The following is a 20,663-nucleotide window of genomic DNA, read 5'->3' on the forward strand; positions in this document are numbered from 1 at the left end:
TGGTGCGGAGGAGGTGGTGCTTCCTCGCTGGGGTACCAGGACTCGAACCTAGACTAACGGAACCAGAAACCGTCGGGCTGCCAATTACCCCATACCCCAAGGGTCTTCCAGCACCATGCGGTGCCGGGAGAGAACACTACCCGATGCCCGTCGGGTGGTCGCGCGGGGGGCGGGGTCGCGCGCGTCACGTCCAGCCGCTGCGGGGTGGTGGCGCCCAGCCGTGCGGGCCGCCCGGACCGGTCGCCCAGCCACCCGGGAACGGCGGCGGGCCGCCCGGGAACGGCAGCGGACCGGCGCCCGGGAGGCGTCCCCGCAGGTCGACCGCGGGGCTGACCAGCTCCGGCCGGAACCGCGACCGGGAGACGTACACCCACGCCACGAAGGCGGCCATCCCCGCGATGCCCAGCAGGCTGGTGGCCCACCCGAGCACCCCGCCGGGCTCGGCCGCCGCCACCCGGTCACCGAGGGCCCCGGCCAGCAGGAAGATCACCACGTTGTTGACCGCGTGCAGCACGATCGAGGCCTCGAGCCCGCCGGTCAGCCAGGCGACCGCGGACAGCGCCAGGCCGATGGCGAAGCGGTAGAGGAAGGTCTGGAAGTCCGCGGGTGCGTGCGCCAGCGAGAACAGCGTGGCGGTCACCAGCGCGGCGACCAGGGCCCCGGCGCGTGGCCGGCCGATCCAGCCGGCGACGGCCTGGGTCAGGTACCCGCGGAAGACGTACTCCTCCGCCGCCGACTGCAGCGGCGTGGTGGTGAGCACCACGAGCAGCATCCAGGGGAACGAGGCCACCGGACCGGTGACGTCGACGTCGGTGGCCGCGACCGTGATCAGCAGGCTCGCCGCGACCGCCACCCCCAGCGTGGCCAGCGCCCGCCAGGTCCAGGGCAGCAGGAGCCGCCAGCGCAGCCGGCCCAGCACCGACGACGACCAGCCGATCCGCAGCCCGTGCGGCACCGCCCAGCACAGCCACACGACCGGGATGGCGACGATCAGCGAGAGGTTGGTGATGAGCAGGAAGGCGACGTCGGTGAGGTCGACCTGGGCCAGGTCGGGCACCACCCCGCTGACCAGGAAGCCCAGGCCGAGCACGAGGGTGAGGACGCCGTAGACGGCGCCGAAGAGGACCACCCCCAGCAGCGGGCGCCACCAGGCCCAGTCCCGGGTGCGCATCAGCAGCTCGTAGGGCTGCGGGGTGTCGTGCGGCGGCGCCCCGGGCGGTGTCACCGGCCGCTTCGGCACCGGCACGGGGGCGGCACCGTACGGCTGCCCCCAGGCCGGCCCGTACGGGGCGGGCGGCCCGTACGGCCCGGCCTGCCCGTACGGCCCGGGCGGCCCGTACGGCGGCGGCCCGGGCATCCCGAACGGGACCGCGGGTGGCGCTCCGTACCGGCCGGTGGGCGGCGGGCCGCCGTACGGCTGCTCGGGCGGGACGCCGCCCCAGCCCCCGGCGGTCATCCCGTCGCTGCCCCGCGGGCGGCGGCCAGCCGGGCAAGGGTGCGGTCCCGGCCGAGCAGCTCGATCGACTCGTACAGCGGCGGGGAGACCGTGCGGCCGCTGACGGCCACCCGGACCGGCCCGAAGGCCTGCCGCGGCTTGCGCCCGAGCCCCTCGACGAGGGCCTCCTTGAGCGCGGTCTCGATCGCCGGCGTCGTCCACTCCGGCAGCGCCTGCAGCGCCGCGGTCGCCGCGTCCAGCACCTCGCCGGCGCCGGCACCGAGCTGCTTGTCCGCGGCGGCCGGCTCGATCTCGACGTCGTCGGTGAAGAGGAAGCCGAGCAGGCCGACGGCGTCGGAGAGCACGATCATGCGCTCCTGGGCCAGCGGTGCGATCTGCGCCAGCACCTCGGCCTGCTCCGCGGTGGGCGGGTCGGCGACGAGCCCCGCGCCGGCCAGGTACGGCGTCACCCGGGCGATGAACTCCTGCACCGGCAGCGCGCGCAGGTGCGTGGCGTTGATCGCCTCGGCCTTCTTCAGGTCGAAGCGGGCCGGGTTGGCGCTGACCCGGGTCACGTCGAAGGCGGCGACCAGCTCGGCCACCGAGAACACGTCGCGGTCCTCGGCGATCGACCAGCCCAGCAGCGCGAGGTAGTTGGTCAGCCCCTCGGGCAGGAACCCGCGCTCGGGGTAGACGTCGAAGTTGGCCTGCGGGTCGCGCTTGGACAGCTTCTTGGTGCCCTCCCCCATCACGTAGGGCAGGTGCCCGAACCGCGGGGTGCCGGCCGCGACGCCGATGTCGGTCAGCGCCGCGTAGAGCGCCAGCTGACGGGGCGTGGAGGGCAGCAGGTCCTCGCCGCGCAGCACGTCGGTGATGCCCATCAGGGCGTCGTCCACGGGGTTGACGAACGGGTACAGCGGCGCGCCGTTGCCCCGCACGAGCACGAAGTCGGGCACCGAGCCGGCGGCGAACCGCACCTCGCCGCGCACCAGGTCGGTCCAGACGAGGTCCTCGTCGGGCATCCGCAGCCGGAGCACCGGGGAACGCCCCTCGTCCCGGAACGCCGCCTTCTGCGCGTCGGTGAGCAACCGGTCGGCGTTGTCGTAGCCGAGCTTGGGGTCCTGCCCGGCGGCCCGCCGGCGGGCGTCGACCTCCTCGTTCGTGGAGTAGGACTCGTAGGCGTGGCCGGCCTCCAGCAGCCGGGCCGCGACGTCGCGGTAGACGTCGTGCCGCTCGGACTGGCGGTACGGGCCGTGCGGGCCGCCGACCTCGGGGCCCTCGTCCCAGTCGATGCCCAGCCAGCGCAGGCTGTCCAGCAGGTGCCGGTAGGACTCCTCGGAGTCCCGGGAGGCGTCGGTGTCCTCGACCCGGAACACCAGCTGCCCGCCCGTGTGCCGGGCGTGCGCCCAGTTGAACAGCGCGGTGCGCATCAGCCCGACGTGCACCATGCCGGTCGGCGAGGGGCAGAACCGGGTCCGGACGACGCCCGGCTCGAGCTGCGGAGCCGTCATCGGGCGGACCCGGCGGTGGACGCCGGGTCGGCGCCGGCGACGGAGTTGGCCAGCGTGCCGAGGCCCTCGATCGTGCACTCGACGCGCTGGCCGGGCGCGATCGGGCCGACCCCGGACGGGGTGCCGGTGAGCACGACGTCGCCGGGGAGCAGGGTCATCACCTGGGAGATGTGCGAGATGAGCGTGGGCAGGCCGAACAGCAGCTGGCTGGTGCGGCCGGACTGGCGCAGCTCGCCGTCCACGGTGCAGGTGACCTCCAGGTCGGCCGGGTCCTTGCCGATGCCGGCGAGGTCGGTCTCGATCCACGGGCCCAGGGGGCAGAAGGAGTCGAAGCCCTTGGCCCGGGTCCACTGCCCGTCGCTGCGCTGCATGTCGCGCTCGGTCACGTCGTTGCCGATCGTGTAGCCGAAGACGCTGGCCATCGCCTGCTCCGGGGTCACCTGCCGGGCGCCGCGGGCGCCGATGACGACGGCGAGCTCGACCTCGTGGTGCACGTTGGTGCTGCCGGCCGGGATGCGGATGGCGTCGCCGGGGCCGATGACCGAGGTGGAGGGCTTGAGGAAGATCAGCGGCTCCTTCGGGGCGTCGCCGGTGTTCATCTCCTGCACGTGGTCGGCGTAGTTCTTGCCGATGCAGACCACCTTGCTCGGCAGGATGGGCGAGAGCAGCCGGACGTCGGCGGCGGCGTACCGCTGCCCGGTGAAGGAGATCTGCCCGAAGGGGTGGCCCTCGATCTGGGCGACCTGACCGTCCCCGTCGAGGACTCCGAAGGACATGCCGGCTGGGTGGGCGAAGCGGACGATGCGCACCTGCCCAGGCTAGTCGCCGACCGCGGCCGTCCTCCCGGTCGCTACCGTGCGCCATGGCCAGCCGCATCACCGAGCTCGTCGTCGACTCCCGCGACCCCGCCGCCCTCGCGGCCTGGTGGGCCGAGGTGCTCGGTTACGAGGTCCAGGGCACCGAGGACGACGGCGCGGTCGAGATCGGCCCGCCCGGGCAGCCGCCGAAGGGCCCGGTGCCCACCCTGCTGTTCGCGCCGGTCGCGCACCCGACGCCGGGGAAGCTGCGGCTGCACCTGGACCTGAACGCCACCGACCGCGACCAGGACGCCGAGCTGGCCCGGCTGCTCGTCCTGGGCGCGACGCCGGTCGACGTGGGCCAGGGACCCCTCAGCGACACCATGACCTGGCACGTGCTCGCCGACCCGGAGGGCAACGAGTTCTGCCTGCTGGCCAGCACCGTGCCCCCGCTCGGCGGCTGAGGGCCGCGCACCACCCGCCGGGGGTCAGCCCGGGAGCGGTGGCGCCGCGCCGGTGTCCCCGCCGGTGTCCCCGCCGGTGTCCCCGCCGGTGTCCCCGCCGGTGTCCCCGCCGGCGCTGCCGGTCCCCGCGGGGTCGTAGGCGGCCAGGGCCGGCAGGTTGGCCAGCAGCTTGCGCAACAGACCCAACAGCTGGTCGACCTCCTCCGCCGACAGCCCGGCGAGGAGCGTCCGTTCCCGCTCCACAGCCACCGGGAGCATCTCCTTGTGCAGCGCGGCGCCCTTGGCGGTGAGGTACAGCCGGCGGAACCCGGGCGTGCGCTCGGCCGCGACCAGGCCCTCGTCGACCAGGGTCCGCACGCTCCGGCTGACGACCGACTTGTCCACCCGCAGCTCGTTGCTCACGACCTGCGCGGTGCAGCCCGGGTCCATCCCCAGGTGGGAGATGACCCGCCAGTCGTTGACCCCCACGCCGAACCGCCGCAGGTAGACCTGGGACGCCGAGCTGGAGACGACGTTGGCGATCAGGGTGAGGAAGTAGGGCACGTACCGGTCGCGGTCCAGCCGCGTCGCCATGGGCCGCCGCCGCACGTCCGCCGACGCCGGGCTCCCCCTCCTCGCAGGCCGTCGCATGGCCACCACCCTTCCTGACCCCTCGTGGCCGCCTGCGGACGCCGTCCCGGCGGCAGCTGCGGCGGCCGGGCACCCCGCGGGGCTCAGGCCGGCGTCAGCGCCACGGGCAGGCTCTTCCAGGAGCGCAGCGAGTTGTTCGGCTTCCGCTCACCCGGACCGAGGAGGTCGATCGCCGCGACCCGCCGGGCGAGCACCCGGAGGAACGCCTCGCCCTCCATCCGCGCGACGTGCTGGCCGATGCACTGGTGGACGCCGAGCCCGAGGTCCAGCTGCCCGTGCCCCCGCCGCCCGACCCGGAACTCGAGCGGGTCCTCGTACCGCCGGGGGTCGGCGTTCGCCGCGGCGAGCAGCAGCATCACCTTCTCCCTGGCCGGGATGCGGGTGCCGGCGACCACGACGTCCCGGGTCGTCGTCCGGAAGACGTTCTGCACCGGCGACTCGTACCGCAGCGTCTCCTCGAAGGCGTGCCGGGCCTGGTCCGGGTCGGCCCGCAGCACGGCCCACTGGTCGGGTCGGGCGGCCAGGCACTGCACCGCCGCCGAGAGGCCGGCGACCGTGGAGTCCAGCCCGGCGCCGAGCAGGGACCGGACCAGGATCGGCGCCTCCTGCTCGGTGACCGTGCCGTCGTCGGCCAGCGCCCAGACCGCGGCACCGATCCCGTCGCCGGCCAGCGACTCCCGCCGGCACTGGGCGCCCACCCACTCCGTCGCGCCCGCCGCGGCCTGCTGGGTGCTGCGGAACAGGTCGTTGAGCGGGCCGAAGCTGTTGAAGATCGAGTGGCCGTAGGGCAGCAGGTGCTCGCGCCCCTCGGTGCCGAGCCCGACCGCGTCGGCGAACACCTGGACGACGTAGGGCTCGGCGAGGTCGGTGACCACGTCGATGCGGCCGGCGGGCAGCAGCCGGTCCAGCAGCGCCGAGGCGGCCTGCTCGAACACCGGCCGCAGGTGCTGCAGCGCCCGGGGCAGCAGCAGCGGGTCGACCGCGTCCCGGTAGCGGGTGTGCTCGGGCGGGTCGTGCTCCAGCAGGAGGCTGCGGGGCCGCCAGGACGGCTCCTTCCGGTAGTCCTGCAGGCCGGTGCCCGCGCCGGACTCGAAGTCGGCCCAGTTCCGCAGGGCGGCCTTGACGTCGGCGTGCCGGCTGAGCACGTAGGCGCCGTACCGCGACAGCCGGACCACCGGGGCCTGCTCGCGCAGCTGCGTCTGCCACGGCACCGGGTCGGCGAGGGCGTCGAGGGAGAACGGGTCGACCTCCGACTCCGGCGCCGTGGCCGGGGCCGCCTCCGCGGTGCTCATGCCCGCGCCGTCCGGCGGTCCAGGACGAAGCCCTGGTAGCCGGCCGCGACGACCTGCTCGCACTTCTGCCGGTAGACCGGCACGCCCCCCAGGTAGGGCAGGAAGACGCGTGGCTTGCCCGGCACGTTCGCGCCGGTGAACCAGGACGCCGCGCGGGGGTAGAGGGTCGCGGCGGCGACGTCCTGCACGTGCTGCACCCACTCGGCCTCGGCGTCCGGGTGCGGCTCGATCGAGTCGATGCCGGCGTCGCGCAGGTACCGCAGGCACTCGGCGATCCAGTCGACGTGCTGCTCGATCGACACGATCACGTTGCTGATGATCGACGGGCTGCCGGGTCCGGTGACGGTGAACAGGTTGGGGAACCCGGCGACCTGGAGCCCCAGGTAGCTGCGCGGGCCGGCGGACCACGCGTCCCGGAGCGAGACGCCGCCGCGGCCCCGGACGTCCATCCGCAGCAGGGGCCCGGTGACCGCGTCGAACCCGGTGGCGAGGACCAGCACGTCCAGCTCGTGCTCCCGCTCGGTGGTCCGCACCCCGCGCGCGGTGACCTCGACGACCGGGGTGCGGCGCAGGTTGACCAGCGTCACGTCGTCGCGGTCGAGGGTCTCGTACCAGCCGGAGTCGAGGCAGACCCGCTTGGTGCCGAACGGGTGGTCGCGCGGCGTGAGGTCCTCGGCGAGCTGCGGGTCGCGGACCGCCTCCCGGATCTTGCCGCGGAGGTGCTCGGCCACCGTCTCGTTCGCGGCCAGGTCGGTCACCACGTCGGTGTAGGACGCCGTGTAGCAGGCGAACGCCCCGGCCTGCCAGCACGCCTCGAACCGGGCCGCCCGTTCCTCGGCGGAGGCCTCCAGCGCCCGGGTGGTGCCGCGCTCCACCAGGATCCCGGTCCGGGTCTGCAGCGCCGCCGCGCGGTGCTCCCGGTAGCGGGCCTTCCACGCGCGCTGGTCCTCGGGGTCCAGGGGGGCGTTGCGCGCGGGCACCGTGTAGTTCGGCGTCCGCTGGAAGACGGTCAGCGAGCGGGCCTGCTCGGCCAGGCGCGGGACCACCTGGATGCCGGAGGAGCCGGTGCCGACGACGCCCACCCGCAGGCCGGTGACGTCCACGTCCTCGTGCGGCCAGCTGCTCGTCGAGAGGACCCGCCCGCCGAAGGAGCCGATGCCGTCGAACTCCGGCGGCTTGGGCGCCGACAGGCACCCGGCGGCCGTGACGACCCAGGTCGCCGAGGCCTGCTCCCCGGAGTCGGTGGTCACCAGCCAACGGCCGGTGTCGTCCTGGTGCACCAGCGACTCCACCCGGGTGCCGAAGGTGATGTCCCGGCGGAGGTCGTGGCGGTCGGCGACGTGCTGGACGTAGCGGAGGATCTCCGGCTGCGCGGCGTACCGCTCGGTCCACTCCCACTCCTGCTCCAGCTCCGGGTCGAAGGAGTAGGAGTACTCCAGGCTGGGCACGTCGCAGCGCGCGCCGGGGTACCTGTTCCACCACCAGGTGCCGCCGACGTCCCCGCCGGCCTCGTAGACCCGGACCGACAGGCCCAGCCCGCGGACCCGGTGCAGCATGTACAGACCGGCGAGCCCGGCGCCGACGATCACGACGTCGACCCGGCGGTCCTCCGCGGGTCCCTGGTCGGGCATGGCTGCTCCTCGCTCGGCGCGGAGACCGCCCGGCCGGCGGCCGGGCGGGGTGGCGACCGGACGCAGGTGGCGGACCGGGGCCCGGGCCGCCACCTGACGCCTCAGTCGGCCACGTAGACGACCTCGTCGAGCACCGGCTCCTCCTCGAGGATGCCGAAGCGGACGGCCGCGTCCGCCATGGGGCCGAGGTCCTCCGGCTCGATGGACTCGCGGAACTCCGGCAGCCGCAGCTCCGCGATCAGCTCAGGGGCCAGCTGGGTGTAGTTCGGCAGCTGCGCCTTGACCGCGTCCGGGTTCGCCGCGGCGTACGCCTGCGACTCCGCGATCGCCTCCTGCAGCCGGGCGAAGAGCTCAGGGTCCTCGGCGATCGCCTGCTCGGTGCTGAAGTAGACCGAGGCGGTGATCTGCTCGCCCGGCGCGAGGTCGTCGTACGGGTTGGCGATGACGCGCGCACCGTTCGCCGCCGCCGTGCTGCAGAACGGCTCGGCGCAGACGAAGGCGTCGATGTCACCGGAGGCCAGGGCGACCAGCTGGTCGGGGAAGGACAGTTCGGCCAGCTTCACCTCCTCGGGGTCACCGCCGGCGGCCTCGACCGCCACGTCGACCATGAGCTCGGAGAGGTTGTTCAGCGTGTTCACCCCGACGGTCCGGCCGACCAGGTCGCCGGCGTCCTGGATGGCCGGGTCGACCGCCATCAGCATGTTGATGCCGAAGTCCGCGTCGCCCGTGCTCGCCGCGGCGGGCCCGACGATCGTCAGCGGCAGGCCCTGCTCCCGCGCCTGCATGATGGAGATGACGTTGCTGAAGGCGATGTCGTACTCGCCGCTGACCACCGACGGCACCAGGGCGGCCCCGCCCTGGCCGGTGTTGAAGTTCAGCGTGATGCCGCGGTCGGCGAAGAAGCCCTCCTCCTGACCGACGTAGAGCACCGCCACGTCGATCACGGGGATGACGCCCACCTCGACGGTGACGGGTTCGGCCGAGCCCGTGGAGCTCCCCCCGCCGCCCCCCGCGGCCTCCGGCGCGTCCCCGCCGCCGCAGGCGGCCAGCGTCAGCGAGACGCTCCCTGCGAGGGCTGCGGCCACCAGCGACCTGGACCTGCCCTGCCGTGCTCGTGCCATGGTGTACCGCTCTCGTCGATGACCCTGGTCTGGCGTGAACGTGACAGGGCTCACACCCCTTGTCAAGGACCGAGTTGCAACTGCAACCCGACAGCGACCTGCCCAGTCGGCTTGACGGTGCACAGCTCCGGCCGACACAGTTGCGACCGCATCAGCGCTCGCCCGTCGTGCAGGGGGTGCGGTCGACGAGAGGTGGAGCGGTGGACGAGGTGGGAGTGGTGGCCCCCGGCCGGGTGGCCGTCGTGACCGGTGCGGCGAGCGGGATCGGCCTCGGGCTCAGCCGGCGCTTCGCCGCCGAGGGCATGCACGTGGTCATGGCCGACGTCGAGGAGCCGGCCCTGACCGCCGCCGCCGACGGGATCGCGCGGGACGGCGGCAGCGTCCTGCCCCTGGTCACCGACGTCGCCGACCTGCCCGCGGTGGAGGCACTCCGCGACGCCGCGGTGGACGCGTTCGGCGGCGTCCACCTGCTGTGCAACAACGCCGGCGTCGGTGGCTCGCAGGAGCCGCTGTGGGAGGTCCCCCTCGGCGACCTCGAGTGGGTGTTCGGCGTCAACCTCTGGGGCGTCGTCCACGGCGTCCGGGCGTTCATGCCGGTGCTCGAGCAGCAGGACGCCGCGCACATCGTCAACACCAGCTCGGTGTTCGGCCTGTTCGCCGGCTCGCTGGGGGCCTACGGCGCCTCCAAGCACGCCGCCGTCGCCCTCTCCGAGTCGCTGCACTTCCAGCTGCGGGAGGCCGGCTCGCACATCGGCGTCAGCGTGCTCTGCCCGAGCGCGGTGCGCACCAACTTCGACACCTCGGCGCGGAACCGGCCGGCGTCCGCGGGCCCGGCCGCCGACGCCGACGCCACCCGGGCCGCGCAGCAGGACCTGCACGCGCGGTCGGCACCCATGCGCGAGCCGGACGAGGTCGCCGAGCTGGTCGTGGAGGCGGTCCGCACGTCGCGGTTCTACGTGCTCACCAACTCCGTCCGGGACACCGCGATCCGCATGCGCGCCGAGGAGGTCCTGTCCGGGACCCCACCCACTCCCCCGCTGACCTGGTGACCCCGCCGCCCGGTCGGCCGGGACGCGCGCGAGAGGGTGCACCAGGAAGCGTAGGACAGTGACGGCAGACCGGGGACCGCACACCCGGCACGAGGCACCCGAGGAGCAGGCATGACGCAGGGCACCGGGCAGGAGCGGGCGACCGCGGCGGCGGTCGCCGCGCTGCAGCACGCGCGGACCATCGGCGTGCGGGTGAGCGTGGCGCTCGTCGACCTCGCCGGCCACGAGCTCGTCGTCGTCCGGGACGACGGCGCACCCGGGTTCACCGCCGGCATCGCCCGCCGCAAGGCGGCCACGGCGGCCGCGTTCAACCGGCCCTCCGCGGAGCTCCGGGACGTCCAGGAGCGCCGCCCCGAGGTGCTCGAGGTGGCGGGTGAGCAGCTGCGCTTCCGGCCGACCACGCTGGGCGGCGGCCTGCCCTGGCTCCTCGACGGCCAGGTGGTCGGCGGGGTCGGGGTCAGCGGTGCGACCCCCGAGCAGGACACCGAGTGCGCGGAGGCCGCCCTGGCCGCGCTCGCCGGCTGACCGGCCGCACCTAGACCAGGTCGACCGCGCCGGGCAGGGTCTCCTTCGGCCGGTGGATCTGCTCGAACACCCGGGCGCGCAGCTCGGCGAAGCGGGGCGAGGAGCGGGTGTGCAGCTGGTCCCGGTGGTCGGGGAGGTCGATGGGCACGTCGTCCTGGATCACCGTCGGTGAACCGGACAGCACGATGACCCGCTGGCCGAGGTAGACGGACTCGTCGATGTCGTGGGTGACGAACAGCGTGGTCACCTGGAAGCGGTGCCAGAGGTCGAGCACCAGGTCCTCGAGGTCGGCCCGGGTCTGGGCGTCGACGGCGGCGAACGGCTCGTCCATGAGCAGCACCTGCGGCTCGTAGGCGATGGCCCGGGCGATCGCGACGCGCTGCTGCATGCCCCCGGACAGCTGCCAGGGGTAGGCGCTGTGCACGTCGGCCAGCCCGACGGCGGCGAGGGACTCGTCGACCAGCTCCCGGCGGCGCGCGGCCGGGACCCGCTTCTGCTTCAGCGGCAGGTCGACGTTCTCCCGCACGCTCATCCAGGGGAACAGGCTGCGGCCGTACTCCTGGAAGACGATCGCCATGCCCAGCGGCGGCCCGTCGACGCGCTTGCCGTCCAGGAGCACCTCGCCGGCGGTCGGCTCCAGCAGCCCGGACATGATCTTCAGCAGGGTCGTCTTGCCCGAGCCGGACGGGCCCACGAGGCAGGCGAACTCGCCCCGCTGCAGCGTGAAGGTCAGGTCGCGGACGGCCTCGACCGTGCGGGACTTGCCCTCGTACACCTTCTTGATGCCGTTGACCTCGAGCATCGCGTCACCATCCGATCGGGGGGCCGGGTCTTCGGGGGCAGGTCGTCGGGGGCAGGTCGTCGGGAGCAGGTCGTCGGGGACAGGTCGTCGGGAGGGCGGTCAGCCGGCGCGCTGCGCCCGGCGCAGGCCGTGGTACCAGGCCAGCCACCGGCTCTCCACCAGGCGGAACAGCAGCGAGAGCAGGAAGCCCAGCAGCCCGAGCATGAGCATGCCCGCCCACATCTCCGGGATGTTGAAGCTGCGCTGCGCCTGCACGATGGCGAAGCCCAGACCGTCGCTGGCGCCGAAGAGCTCGCTGATGACCATCAGGATGATCGCCACCGAGAGCCCCTGCCGGAGGCCGGCGAAGATCTGCGGGCTGGCTGCCGGCAGGACCAGGTGGCGCAGGCGGGCCGCCCCGCTGATCCGGTAGGTCCGCGCGGTGTCGGACAGCACGCTGTCGACGGCCCGCACGCCCTCGGTGGTGTTCAGCAGGATCGGCCAGGTGCAGCCGAAGGCGATGACCACGATCTTCATGGTGTTCTCGATGCCGAAGACGAGCATGAGGATCGGCACGACCACCGGCGGCGGGATGGCCCGGAAGAACTCCAGGACCGGCTCGAGCACGTCGCGGAGCCGCTTGTAGGTGCCGATCAGCACCCCGAGGGTGATCGCGGCGACCGCGGCGATCGCGTAGCCGGTGAGGAGGCGGACGAGGCTGGGGAACACGTCGTCGGCCAGCCGGGGCCCGAACCACTCCGCCACCAGGCTGTCGACGATCTCCGACAGCGGCGGGAAGTAGAAGTTGGTGCTGCCGGCCGAGGTCACCCACCACAGGGTCAGCAGGACGACGGGCAGCCCCACCGCGAGCAGCGTGCGGCGCAGGACGGCCACTAGAGGGCCACCTCCCCGCGCTGGGAGGGGTGCCAGCTCAGCGCCCGGCGCTCGATGGTGCGGAACACCAGGTTGACGACGACGCCGAGCAGGCCCGCGACCACCACCAGCGCGTAGGTCGCACCGATCGCGCCGCTGGTCTGCGCCACGGCGAGGCGGTTGCCCAGTCCCGGGTTGCCGATCACCAGCTCGGCGGTGACCGCGAGGATCAGCGCGACGGCTGCCGACAGCCGCAGCCCGGTCATGACGTAGGGCAGCGCGGTGGGCCAGGTGACGTACCGGATCCGGGCCACGAAGCTGAACCGGTAGGCGGCGGCGGTGTCCTGGGCGACCGGGTCGACGTCCTGGACGCCGTAGAGCACCTGGATCAGCATCTGGAAGAACGCCGCGTAGACGACCAGCAGCAGCTTGCTCTCCAGCGCGGTGCCGAAGAGCAGCACGGCCAGCGGGATCAGCGCCACCGACGGGATCGGCCGGAGGAACTCGATCGTGGAGGCGGTGACCTCGCGCAGCAGGCGGGAGCTGCCGATCACGATGCCGAGGACGATCCCGGCGACCGCCGCGATGGCCAGGCCGAGCGCCCAGCCGCGCAGGGTGTCCCACACGGCGAGCCAGAAGGCCGACTGCTGCGCCTGGTCGACCAGGGCCGCGCCGATCTCCGACGACGTCGGGAAGAACCGCCGGTCCAGCACGCCGGTGCGGGGCAGCACCTCGAAGGCCGCGACCAGTGCGAGGAGGCCGCAGGCACCCAGGAACAGCGGGGAGTCCCCCGGCGACCGGCGCGAGCCGCTGCGCCGGGCCGTCCCGCCGGGCTCCCCGGCGGCCGGCCCCGGCGCCACGACCGGTGCGGTCGGGGACCGGGTCACGTCGACCCCGGACCCGGGACCGCGAGCTGTGTCGGCACGGCGTCCTCCGTGGTGGGTGATGGGTCCGGAGGCCATCAGGGGTGGGCGTCGCGCCCTCGCCGGCCGTGGCGCGGAAGGGCGGCGCCGCGGTCCCCGAGGACGCGAGTGGGCGACAGGTTACCTGTGTACTGGCTCACAGTAGGCCACCCGGCGCGCGACTCGTCGGTTGACACCGCAACTCCGCCGTCCGGACCGCTCACCAGGCACGGGACCGGCCTGCGGGGCCGGCGGACACCCCGTTTCCGGAGCGCCCGCAACCGCCCTCGGCCGGGGTGGGGCGGACCCCGGCCGGGGGGGCAGCGGGTCAGCCGGCCACCGGTGGGCGGTGCCGGACGGCGTAGGTCATCGCGTCGACCAGCGCGTGCCAGGAGGCCTCGACGATGTTGTCGTGCACCCCGACGGTGGTCCACTCACCCGCCCCGTCGGTGCTGTCGACGAGCACCCGGGTGGTGGCGCTGGTGCCGCCCTTCCAGCCGAGGATGCGGACCTTGTAGTCGGCCAGCGACATGCCGGCCAGCTGCGGGTACCGGCCCACCAGCGCCTGCCGCAGCGCGGTGTCCAGCGCGTTGACCGGGCCGTTGCCCTCCCCGGTGCTGATGATCCGCTCGCCGTCCACGTGCACCTTGACCGTCGCCTCGCTCACCACCACGCCGTTGCCCCAGTGCTCGACCGAGGTGCGGTAGCTCTCCAGCTCGAACAGCGGCTCGGGCGCACCGGGCAGCTCGGCGCGCAGCAGCAGCTCGAAGGAGGCGTCGGCGGCCTCGAAGGACCAGCCGTCGGCCTCCAGCACCTTCACCTGGTCCACGACCCGGCCGATCGCGTCCGCCTGACCCGCCAGGTCGACGCCCAGCTCGCGGCCCTTCAGCTCGATCGACGCCCGGCCGGCCATCTCGGTCACCAGGATGCGCATGTCGTTGCCGACCACCTCCGGCTCGAGGTGGTTGTACAGCTGTGGGCGCACCTTGATGGCGCTGGCGTGCAGCCCGGCCTTGTGCGCGAACGCCGAGGCGCCGACGAAGGGCTGGTGGTCGTCGGGGGCGATGTTGGCCAGCTCGGCGATGGCGTGGCTGACCCGCTTGAGCTCGGGCAGGCACTCCGCCGGCACGACCGGCAGCCCCATCTTGGTGACCAGGTTGCCGATCAGCGCGAAGGTGTCGGCGTTGCCGGCCCGCTCGCCGTAGCCGTTGGCCGTGCCCTGCACGTGCGTCACCCCGGCCTCCACGGCGGCCAGCGTGTTGGCGACCGCGCAGCCGGTGTCGTCCTGGCAGTGGATGCCCAGCTTCCCCGTGGTGCGCGCCCGGACGTCGGCGACGACCCGGCCCACCCCCATCGGGAGCATCCCGCCGTTGGTGTCGCACAGGACGCCGACCTCCGCGCCGGCGGCGAACGCCGTCTGCAGCACCTGGACGCCGTAGTCGCGGTCGGCGGCGTACCCGTCGAAGAAGTGCTCGCAGTCGACGAAGACCCGCCGTCCGTGGCCGACGAGGTGGGCGACGGTGTCGGCCACCATCGCCAGGTTCTCCTCCAGCGTGGTCCGCAGCGCCTCGCGCACGTGCCGGACGTCGGACTTCGCGACCAGGCACACCACCGGCGTCTGCGCGTCCAGCAGCGCCTGCACCTGCGGGTCCTCGGCCACCGGGACGCCGGCCTTGCGGGTCGCGCCGAACGCCACCAGCTGGGCGTGCCGCAGCGAGAGCTCGGTGCGCGCCCGGGCGAAGAACTCGGTGTCCTTGGGCAGCGCGCCGGGCCAGCCGCCCTCGATGAAGCCGACCCCGATCTCGTCGAGCAGCCGCGCGACGGCGAGCTTGTCGGCGACGGAGTAGCTCACGCCCTCACGCTGCGCGCCGTCGCGCAGGGTGGTGTCGAAGACGTGGAAGTCGAGGGCGGCTTCGGTGGCCACGGGTTCTCCCGGTGAGTCGTTTCTGGCCCGGACACGAAAAAACCTCCCGGGGTACGGGAGGTTGCGCGCGGTCGGGGAGGTGACTGCGCGCTAGCTGATGATGATCGTGCGGGTGGCGTCCATCACCACCAGTACAGCACAGCCCGCCCGCGCCCCGGCAGCCCACCGCCCCGGAATGCGGGTGACGACGCCCCCGCGCGCACGGCACGATCACGGCCGATCGAGAGGGAGGACCCGTGACCACCACCTGGGAGGTCGTCCACCGCCCGGCGGACGGCGAGCGCGTCGGCTACCTGGCGCCCGCCCCGGCCGGCGACGGCCTCGTCGTCCCGATGACCCTGGCCGGCACCGTGGTCGGCGGGGCGCTGGCGGCCGAGGAGGCGACGGCGCTGCTGTCCGCCCGCGGCCTGGCGCTGCTGGACGGCCGCTGGTGGTGCCGGCTGCCCAGCCCCCTCCCCCGCGGTCTGACCGACGCCCGCGACCCGGCGCCGGACTGGCCGTGGCAGCCCACCGTGCTGGTCGAGGTGTCGCCCACCCAGCTGACGCTGCGCCCCGAGTGGCCCGCTCCCGGGGAGGCGGGCGCCCTCGCGGTGCTGCCGGTGCCGGCCGGTGACCTGCTGCGGAGCGAGGCCCCCTAGCCGCCGGAGAGGGCGGCCAGCCGGTCGCCGATCTCGGCGGTCCGGATGGTCGCCTTCGGCTCGCGGGTGGACAGGTCGAAGGCCACGGCGGCGTTGACCCGCTTGGCCAGCTCCGGCCGGCCCAGGTGGTCCAGCAGCATCCCGACCGACAGCACCGTGGCGGTCGGGTCGGCGATCCCCTGCCCGGCGATGTCGGGCGCCGACCCGTGCACCGGCTCGAACATGCTCGGGTTGGTGCCCGACACGTCCAGGTTGCCGCTCGCGGCCAGTCCGATGCCACCGGTGACGGCCGCGGCCACGTCGGTGACGATGTCGCCGAACAGGTTGTCGGTGACGATCACGTCGTAGCGGGCCGGGTCGGTGATGAAGAACATCGCTGCGGCGTCGACGTGCTGGTAGGCGACGGTGACCTCGGGGAACTCCGGCGAGAGCTCCTCGACGGTGCGCGACCACAGCGAGCCGGCGAAGGTGAGCACGTTGGTCTTGTGGATCAGCGTGAGGTGCTTGCGGGGGCGCGCGACGGCCCGCTCGAACGCGTACCGGACCACCCGCTCGACACCGAAGGCGGTGTTCAGGCTGACCTCGGTGGCGATCTCGTGCGGCGTGTCCCGGCGGAGCACGCCGCCGTTGCCCACGTAGGGACCCTCGGTGCCCTCGCGGACGCAGAGCATGTCGATCTCGCCGGGGGCGGCCAGCGGGCTGCGCACCCCGTCGTAGAGCTTCGCCGGCCGCAGGTTGACGTGGTGGTCGAGCTCGAAGCGCAGCTTCAGCAGCAGGCCGCGCTCCAGGATCCCGCTGGGCACACCCGGGTCGCCGACCGCGCCGAGCAGGATCGCGTCGTGCTGGCGCAGCTCGTCGAGCACCGAGTCCGGCAGCAGCTCACCGGTGCGGTGCCAGCGCGCCGCCCCCAGGTCGTACGGGGTGCTCTCGATGTCCGGTGCGACCGCGGCGAGGACCTTGAGCCCCTCCGCCACGACCTCGGGACCGATGCCGTCTCCAGGGACCACTGCCAGGCGCATGAGGCCAGAGGTTAGTGGGCGCCGGGTGGTGGACCTGCACCCGCACACGCCGGAGCGCCCTGCGGGGTCCCCCGGCGTCCCCCGGAGCACCGTCCGGGGACCCGACGGGGCCGCGCCGTCCGGGCGGACGACGCGGCCCCGGGCCGGGACGGCGCTGCGGCGCCGGGCGGCTCAGCTCGGGGTGAGGTCGGCGGCCTGCGCCCGCCGGGCACCGATCCGGCCGGCGATGTCGGCCAGCAGCTCGTTGCTGACCGGGTTGTCGACGGTGATCGCCATCAGCGCCTCGCCGTCCTGGGTCGGCCGGCTCACCTGCGCGCCGGCGATGTTGATCCCCGCCTCGCCGAGCGCGGCGCCGACGGTGCCGACGATGCCCGGGCGGTCGGCGTAGACGAAGAAGAGCAGGTAGCCGTCGGCGGTCAGGTCGACGTCGAAGCCGTCGACCTCGGTCAGCTTGGGCACCTGGTTCTTGCCGTACAGCGTGCCGGACACCGTCACCGCCGTGCCGTCGGCCATCGCGCCGCGCACCGTGATCAGGTTGCGGTAGTCCGGGCTCTCGGTGTTGCTCGACAGCGTCACGTCCAGGCCGCGCTGGTCGGCCAGCAGCGGCGCGTTGACGTAGGTGACGGCCTCCTCGACCACGTCGGTGAAGACACCGCGCAGCACGGCCAGCTGGATCACCGAGACGTCGAACTCGGCGATCTTGCCCTGCACCTCGACGGCGACCGACTGGGCCAGGCCACCGGCGAGCGCGGTGAAGACCCGGCCGAGCTTCTCCGCCAGCGGCAGCCCGGGCCGGATGTCCTCGGCGACCACCCCGCCGGCCTGCACGTTCACCGCGTCGGGCACGAACTCGCCCTGCAGCGCCAGCCGCACGCTGCGCGCCACCGCGGTGCCGGCCTTGTCCTGCGCCTCGGTGGTCGAGGCGCCCAGGTGCGGGGTGACCACGACGTTGGGCAGCCCGAACAGCGGGCTGTCGGTGCACGGCTCCTTGGCGTAGACGTCGATGCCGGCCGCGCCGACCTGGCCGGACTCCAGCGCCTCGGCCAGCGCCGCCTCGTCGACCAGCCCGCCGCGGGCGGCGTTGACGATGATCACGCCCCGCTTGGTGGCCGCGAGCTGCTCGGCGCCGATCAGGCCGAGGGTCTCGGGGGTCTTGGGCAGGTGGATGGTGATGAAGTCCGACTCGCGCAGCAGCTCGTCGAGCGACACCAGCCGGACGCCGAGCTGGGCGGCGCGGCCGGCCTGGATGTAGGGGTCGTAGGCGATGAGGGTGACGCCGAAGGCGGCCAGCCGCTGGGCGACCAGCACCCCGATCCGGCCCAGCCCCACGACGCCCACGGTCTTCTCGGTGACCTCGACGCCGGTGAACTTCGACCGGGCCCACCGGCCCTCGCGGAGCGAGGCGTCCGCGGCCGGGATGTGCCGGGCGGCGGCGAGCAGCAGCGCGACGGCGTGCTCGGCGGCGCTGACGATGTTGGAGGTCGGGGCGTTGACGACCAGCACACCCCGCTCGGTGGCGGCCGGGACGTCGACGTTGTCCAGCCCGATGCCGGCCCGCGCCACGACCTTGAGCAGCGGGGCCGCCGCGAGCGCCTCGGCGTCCATCTGGGTGGCCGAGCGGATCAGCACGGCCGAGGCCTCGGCGAGCGCCGGGAGCAGGGCGCTGCGGTCGGCGCCGTCGACGTGCCGGATCTCGACGTCGCCGCCGAGCACCTCCAGCACGCTGGGTGCCAGCTCTTCGGCGATCAGGACGACGGGCGCGGTCGTGGTCACAGGAGCACAGCGTAGGGACGACCCCGCCCACGCGGGCCGCCGGTGCCTCCCGGTCCCACTGGGTGGACGCCGCCCGTCCGGGGGGCGGTTGCTTGCCCACCCCCACGGGCACCGCCATCCTGGGCCGAGCGCCGGTGCCACCGGCCCGTGCGGAGGAGACCATGAGCAACGACCGGGACGACGCCCAGGGCCGTCAGGAGACGACCCCGTTCGGCCAGCAGCCGGGTGGGTGGCAGGCCCCGCCGGAGGGCGGCACGTCCGGGACGGGCGCCTCCGCCGCCGGCTCCTCCCCCGCCGTCCCGGCGCCGGGCCCGGAGCAGCCGTCCCCGTACGGGGAGCCGTCCTACGGCCAGCAGCCGCAGTACGGGCAGCAGCCCCCGTACGGCCAGTACGGGCAGGCGCCGTACGGGCAGTACGGGCAGGCGCCGTACGGGCAGCAGTACGGCCAGGAGCAGTACGGCCAGCAGCAGCACGGCCAGCCGGCCCCGTACGGGCAGCAGCCCTACGGCGGCCAGGCCGGGTACGGGCAGGTCGCCTACGGCCAGTCGCCCTACGGTGGCTCGCCCTACGGCGACGCCCAGCCGGCCCGCCCGGGCTCGGTGATCACCGCCGCGGTGCTCGGGCTGGTGCACGCGGCCATGGGCCTGCTGGTGACCGTGGCCTTCCTGGCCGGCGGGGCGGTGATCGACGACCTGGTCGACGCGCTGGAGGACAGCGACCCCAGCATCGACACCGGGACCACGGCGTCCGGCATCGGCGACGTCCGGGCCGTGCTGGTGCTCCTGGCGCTGCTCGCGCTGGCCTGGACCGTGGTGATGGTCTGGGGCAGCATCCTGGCGCTGCGCGGGCGCAGCCGGGTGCTGCTGCTCGTGGGCTCGTCGATCTCGGTCGCGGCCACCGGGCTGTTCTTCCTGTTCGGCACCATCGGCACCCTCGTCGACAGCGGTTCCTCCAGCGACGCCGGCGGGATCGTCTTCCTGCTGGTGCTCTTCCTGGCCTCGCTGGCGATGCTGGTGCTGCTGTGCCTGCGCTCGTCGGCGCAGCACTTCGCCGCGCACCGCCAGCGCCGGGCGCTCGCCGCCCGCTGATCGCCCGCCGCCGGCGGGACGAACGCCGGTGGACGCACGAGGGCCCCCGCAGCAGGTCGCTGCGGGGGCGCTCGTGCGTGCGGCGCGGGTTACCGCGCGGCGGTGCCGGTGTAGTCGTCGGTGGCGCTGACCCAGCTCATCAGGCCGCGCAGCTGGCGGCCGGTCTCCTCGATCGGGTGCGCCTCGGCGGCGGCCCGCTTCGCCTTGAAGTCCGGTGCGCCGGCGTCCTGGTCGGCGATGAAGCCGGCGGCCCAGGAGCCGTCCTGGATCGCGGTCAGGACGTCCTTCATCGTGTCCTTCACGCGGGCGTCGATGACCTTCGGGCCGGAGGTGTAGTCGCCGTACTCGGCGGTGTCCGACACCGACCAGCGCTGCTTGGCGATGCCGCCCTCGTACATCAGGTCGACGATCAGCTTGAGCTCGTGCAGGCACTCGAAGTAGGCGATCTCGGGCTGGTAGCCGGCCTCGGTGAGGGTCTCGAACCCGGCGGTCACCAGCGCCGACATGCCGCCGCAGAGCACGGCCTGCTCGCCGAACAGGTCGGTCTCGGTCTCCTCGGCGAACGTCGTCTTGATGACGCCGGCCCGCGTGCCGCCGATGCCCTTGGCGTAGGACAGCGCCAGGGACTGGGCGGCGCCGCTGGCGTCCTGCTCGACGGCGATCAGGCAGGGCACGCCCTTGCCGTCGCTGAACTCGCGGCGCACCAGGTGGCCCGGGCCCTTGGGGGCGACCATGGCCACGTCCACGCCGGCCGGGGGCTTGATGTAGCCGAAGCGGATGTTGAAGCCGTGGCCGAAGAACAGCGCGTCGCCGTCCTGCAGGTTGGGCTCGACCGACTCGGCGTACAGCTTCCGCTGCACGTGGTCCGGCGCCAGGATCATGATCAGGTCGGCCTCGGCCGACGCCTCGGCGGGGGTGACCACGCGCAGGCCCTCGGCCTCGGCCTTGGCCCGGCTCTTGGAGCCCTCGGGCAGGCCGACGCGGACGTCGACGCCGGAGTCGCGCAGCGACAGCGCGTGGGCGTGGCCCTGGCTGCCGTAGCCCAGGACCGCGACGGTGCGCCCCTGGATGATCGAGAGGTCGGCGTCGTCGTCGTAGAAGATCTCGGCGGCCATGCGGTTCGTGCTCCTTCAGTTCGTGGTGGGGGGATGGAACGGCCTCGTCGCAGGGACCCGCGGCGCGCGGAGCGTGTCGTGGGGGCGACGAGGTC

At 74.0% G+C, this 20,663-nt stretch carries 19 protein-coding genes and 1 tRNA gene; 5 read left to right on the forward strand and 15 right to left on the reverse strand.

What is annotated here, in order from left to right; translation table 11 throughout:
* Positions 1–27 precede the first annotated feature (27 nt).
* The 4 genes from HL054_RS14735 to HL054_RS14750 all read right to left on the reverse strand — a co-directional run bounded on the left by HL054_RS14735 (position 28) and on the right by HL054_RS14750 (position 3,755).
* Positions 28–99, reverse strand: a tRNA-Gln gene (locus HL054_RS14735).
* An 85-nt stretch (positions 100–184) separates the two neighbouring features.
* Complete coding sequence (locus tag HL054_RS14740; protein ID WP_369139757.1) at positions 185–1,456, reverse strand: CPBP family intramembrane glutamic endopeptidase; 1,272 nt, start codon at positions 1,454–1,456, stop codon at positions 185–187.
* Entirely contained in the window at positions 1,453–2,946 is a 1,494-nt protein-coding gene (gene gltX, locus HL054_RS14745) for a glutamate--tRNA ligase (protein ID WP_369139758.1), read from the reverse strand. Before gltX ends, HL054_RS14740 begins: the two co-directional genes overlap by 4 nt.
* On the reverse strand, positions 2,943–3,755 hold the full coding sequence (locus HL054_RS14750) for a fumarylacetoacetate hydrolase family protein (protein WP_369139759.1): 813 nt from the start codon (positions 3,753–3,755) through the stop codon (positions 2,943–2,945). Before HL054_RS14750 ends, gltX begins: the two co-directional genes overlap by 4 nt.
* A gap of 53 nt (positions 3,756–3,808) precedes the next feature.
* On the opposite strand from HL054_RS14750, the gene HL054_RS14755 reads away from it, so the two are divergent.
* Positions 3,809–4,207, forward strand: coding sequence for a VOC family protein (locus tag HL054_RS14755; RefSeq protein ID WP_369139760.1), 399 nt, complete (start codon positions 3,809–3,811; stop codon positions 4,205–4,207).
* A 24-nt stretch (positions 4,208–4,231) separates the two neighbouring features.
* Here the strand turns inward: HL054_RS14755 and HL054_RS14760 are convergent, their stop codons facing one another.
* The 4 genes from HL054_RS14760 to HL054_RS14775 form a co-directional block, all read right to left on the reverse strand.
* Entirely contained in the window at positions 4,232–4,780 is a 549-nt protein-coding gene (locus tag HL054_RS14760) for a MarR family winged helix-turn-helix transcriptional regulator (protein WP_369139761.1), read from the reverse strand.
* A gap of 140 nt (positions 4,781–4,920) precedes the next feature.
* A complete protein-coding gene (locus HL054_RS14765) occupies positions 4,921–6,129 on the reverse strand; it encodes a cytochrome P450 (RefSeq protein ID WP_369139762.1) in 1,209 nt (402 codons plus the stop codon).
* Positions 6,126–7,760, reverse strand: a complete 1,635-nt coding sequence (locus HL054_RS14770; protein ID WP_369139764.1) for a flavin-containing monooxygenase — start codon at positions 7,758–7,760, stop codon at positions 6,126–6,128. Before HL054_RS14770 ends, HL054_RS14765 begins: the two co-directional genes overlap by 4 nt.
* A gap of 101 nt (positions 7,761–7,861) precedes the next feature.
* Entirely contained in the window at positions 7,862–8,845 is a 984-nt protein-coding gene (locus tag HL054_RS14775; protein ID WP_369139765.1) for an ABC transporter substrate-binding protein, read from the reverse strand.
* 236 nt (positions 8,846–9,081) lie between these two features.
* Between HL054_RS14775 and HL054_RS14780 the strand changes: the two genes are divergently transcribed.
* Positions 9,082–9,930 (forward strand): SDR family NAD(P)-dependent oxidoreductase, encoded by an 849-nt coding sequence (locus HL054_RS14780; protein WP_369139766.1) that lies wholly within the window; start codon positions 9,082–9,084, stop codon positions 9,928–9,930.
* A 111-nt stretch (positions 9,931–10,041) separates the two neighbouring features.
* Positions 10,042–10,455, forward strand: a complete 414-nt coding sequence (locus tag HL054_RS14785; RefSeq protein WP_369139767.1) for a heme-binding protein — start codon at positions 10,042–10,044, stop codon at positions 10,453–10,455.
* 10 nt (positions 10,456–10,465) lie between these two features.
* Here the strand turns inward: HL054_RS14785 and HL054_RS14790 are convergent, their stop codons facing one another.
* The 4 genes from HL054_RS14790 to cimA all read right to left on the reverse strand — a co-directional run bounded on the left by HL054_RS14790 (position 10,466) and on the right by cimA (position 14,935).
* On the reverse strand, positions 10,466–11,257 hold the full coding sequence (locus HL054_RS14790) for an ABC transporter ATP-binding protein (protein ID WP_369139768.1): 792 nt from the start codon (positions 11,255–11,257) through the stop codon (positions 10,466–10,468).
* Between the two features lie 99 nt (positions 11,258–11,356).
* The gene (locus tag HL054_RS14795) at positions 11,357–12,130 is read right to left on the reverse strand and encodes an ABC transporter permease (RefSeq protein ID WP_369139769.1); all 774 of its coding nucleotides are present in this window, start codon (positions 12,128–12,130) and stop codon (positions 11,357–11,359) included.
* A complete protein-coding gene (locus HL054_RS14800) occupies positions 12,130–12,996 on the reverse strand; it encodes an ABC transporter permease (protein ID WP_369139770.1) in 867 nt (288 codons plus the stop codon). Before HL054_RS14800 ends, HL054_RS14795 begins: the two co-directional genes overlap by 1 nt.
* Positions 12,997–13,339: 343 nt before the next feature.
* Positions 13,340–14,935, reverse strand: coding sequence for a citramalate synthase (gene cimA / locus HL054_RS14805; RefSeq protein ID WP_369139771.1), 1,596 nt, complete (start codon positions 14,933–14,935; stop codon positions 13,340–13,342).
* Positions 14,936–15,171: 236 nt separating this feature from the next.
* On the opposite strand from cimA, the gene HL054_RS14810 reads away from it, so the two are divergent.
* Positions 15,172–15,573, forward strand: a complete 402-nt coding sequence (locus HL054_RS14810; protein WP_369139772.1) for a hypothetical protein — start codon at positions 15,172–15,174, stop codon at positions 15,571–15,573.
* Here HL054_RS14810 and HL054_RS14815 read toward each other — a convergent pair.
* Together HL054_RS14815 and serA are read right to left on the reverse strand one after the other, a co-directional pair.
* On the reverse strand, positions 15,570–16,592 hold the full coding sequence (locus HL054_RS14815) for a 3-isopropylmalate dehydrogenase (RefSeq protein WP_369139773.1): 1,023 nt from the start codon (positions 16,590–16,592) through the stop codon (positions 15,570–15,572). The two genes, HL054_RS14810 and HL054_RS14815, sit on opposite strands and share 4 nt — an antisense overlap.
* A gap of 171 nt (positions 16,593–16,763) precedes the next feature.
* Positions 16,764–18,365, reverse strand: coding sequence for a phosphoglycerate dehydrogenase (gene serA, locus HL054_RS14820; RefSeq protein WP_369139774.1), 1,602 nt, complete (start codon positions 18,363–18,365; stop codon positions 16,764–16,766).
* Positions 18,366–18,526: 161 nt separating this feature from the next.
* Between serA and HL054_RS14825 the strand changes: the two genes are divergently transcribed.
* Entirely contained in the window at positions 18,527–19,453 is a 927-nt protein-coding gene (locus HL054_RS14825; protein WP_369139775.1) for a hypothetical protein, read from the forward strand.
* An 89-nt stretch (positions 19,454–19,542) separates the two neighbouring features.
* Here the strand turns inward: HL054_RS14825 and ilvC are convergent, their stop codons facing one another.
* The gene (ilvC, locus tag HL054_RS14830; protein ID WP_369139776.1) at positions 19,543–20,568 is read right to left on the reverse strand and encodes a ketol-acid reductoisomerase; all 1,026 of its coding nucleotides are present in this window, start codon (positions 20,566–20,568) and stop codon (positions 19,543–19,545) included.
* Positions 20,569–20,663 lie beyond the last annotated feature (95 nt).

The organism is Modestobacter versicolor, assembly GCF_041028285.1.
Classification (GTDB): domain Bacteria; phylum Actinomycetota; class Actinomycetes; order Mycobacteriales; family Geodermatophilaceae; genus Modestobacter; species Modestobacter versicolor_A.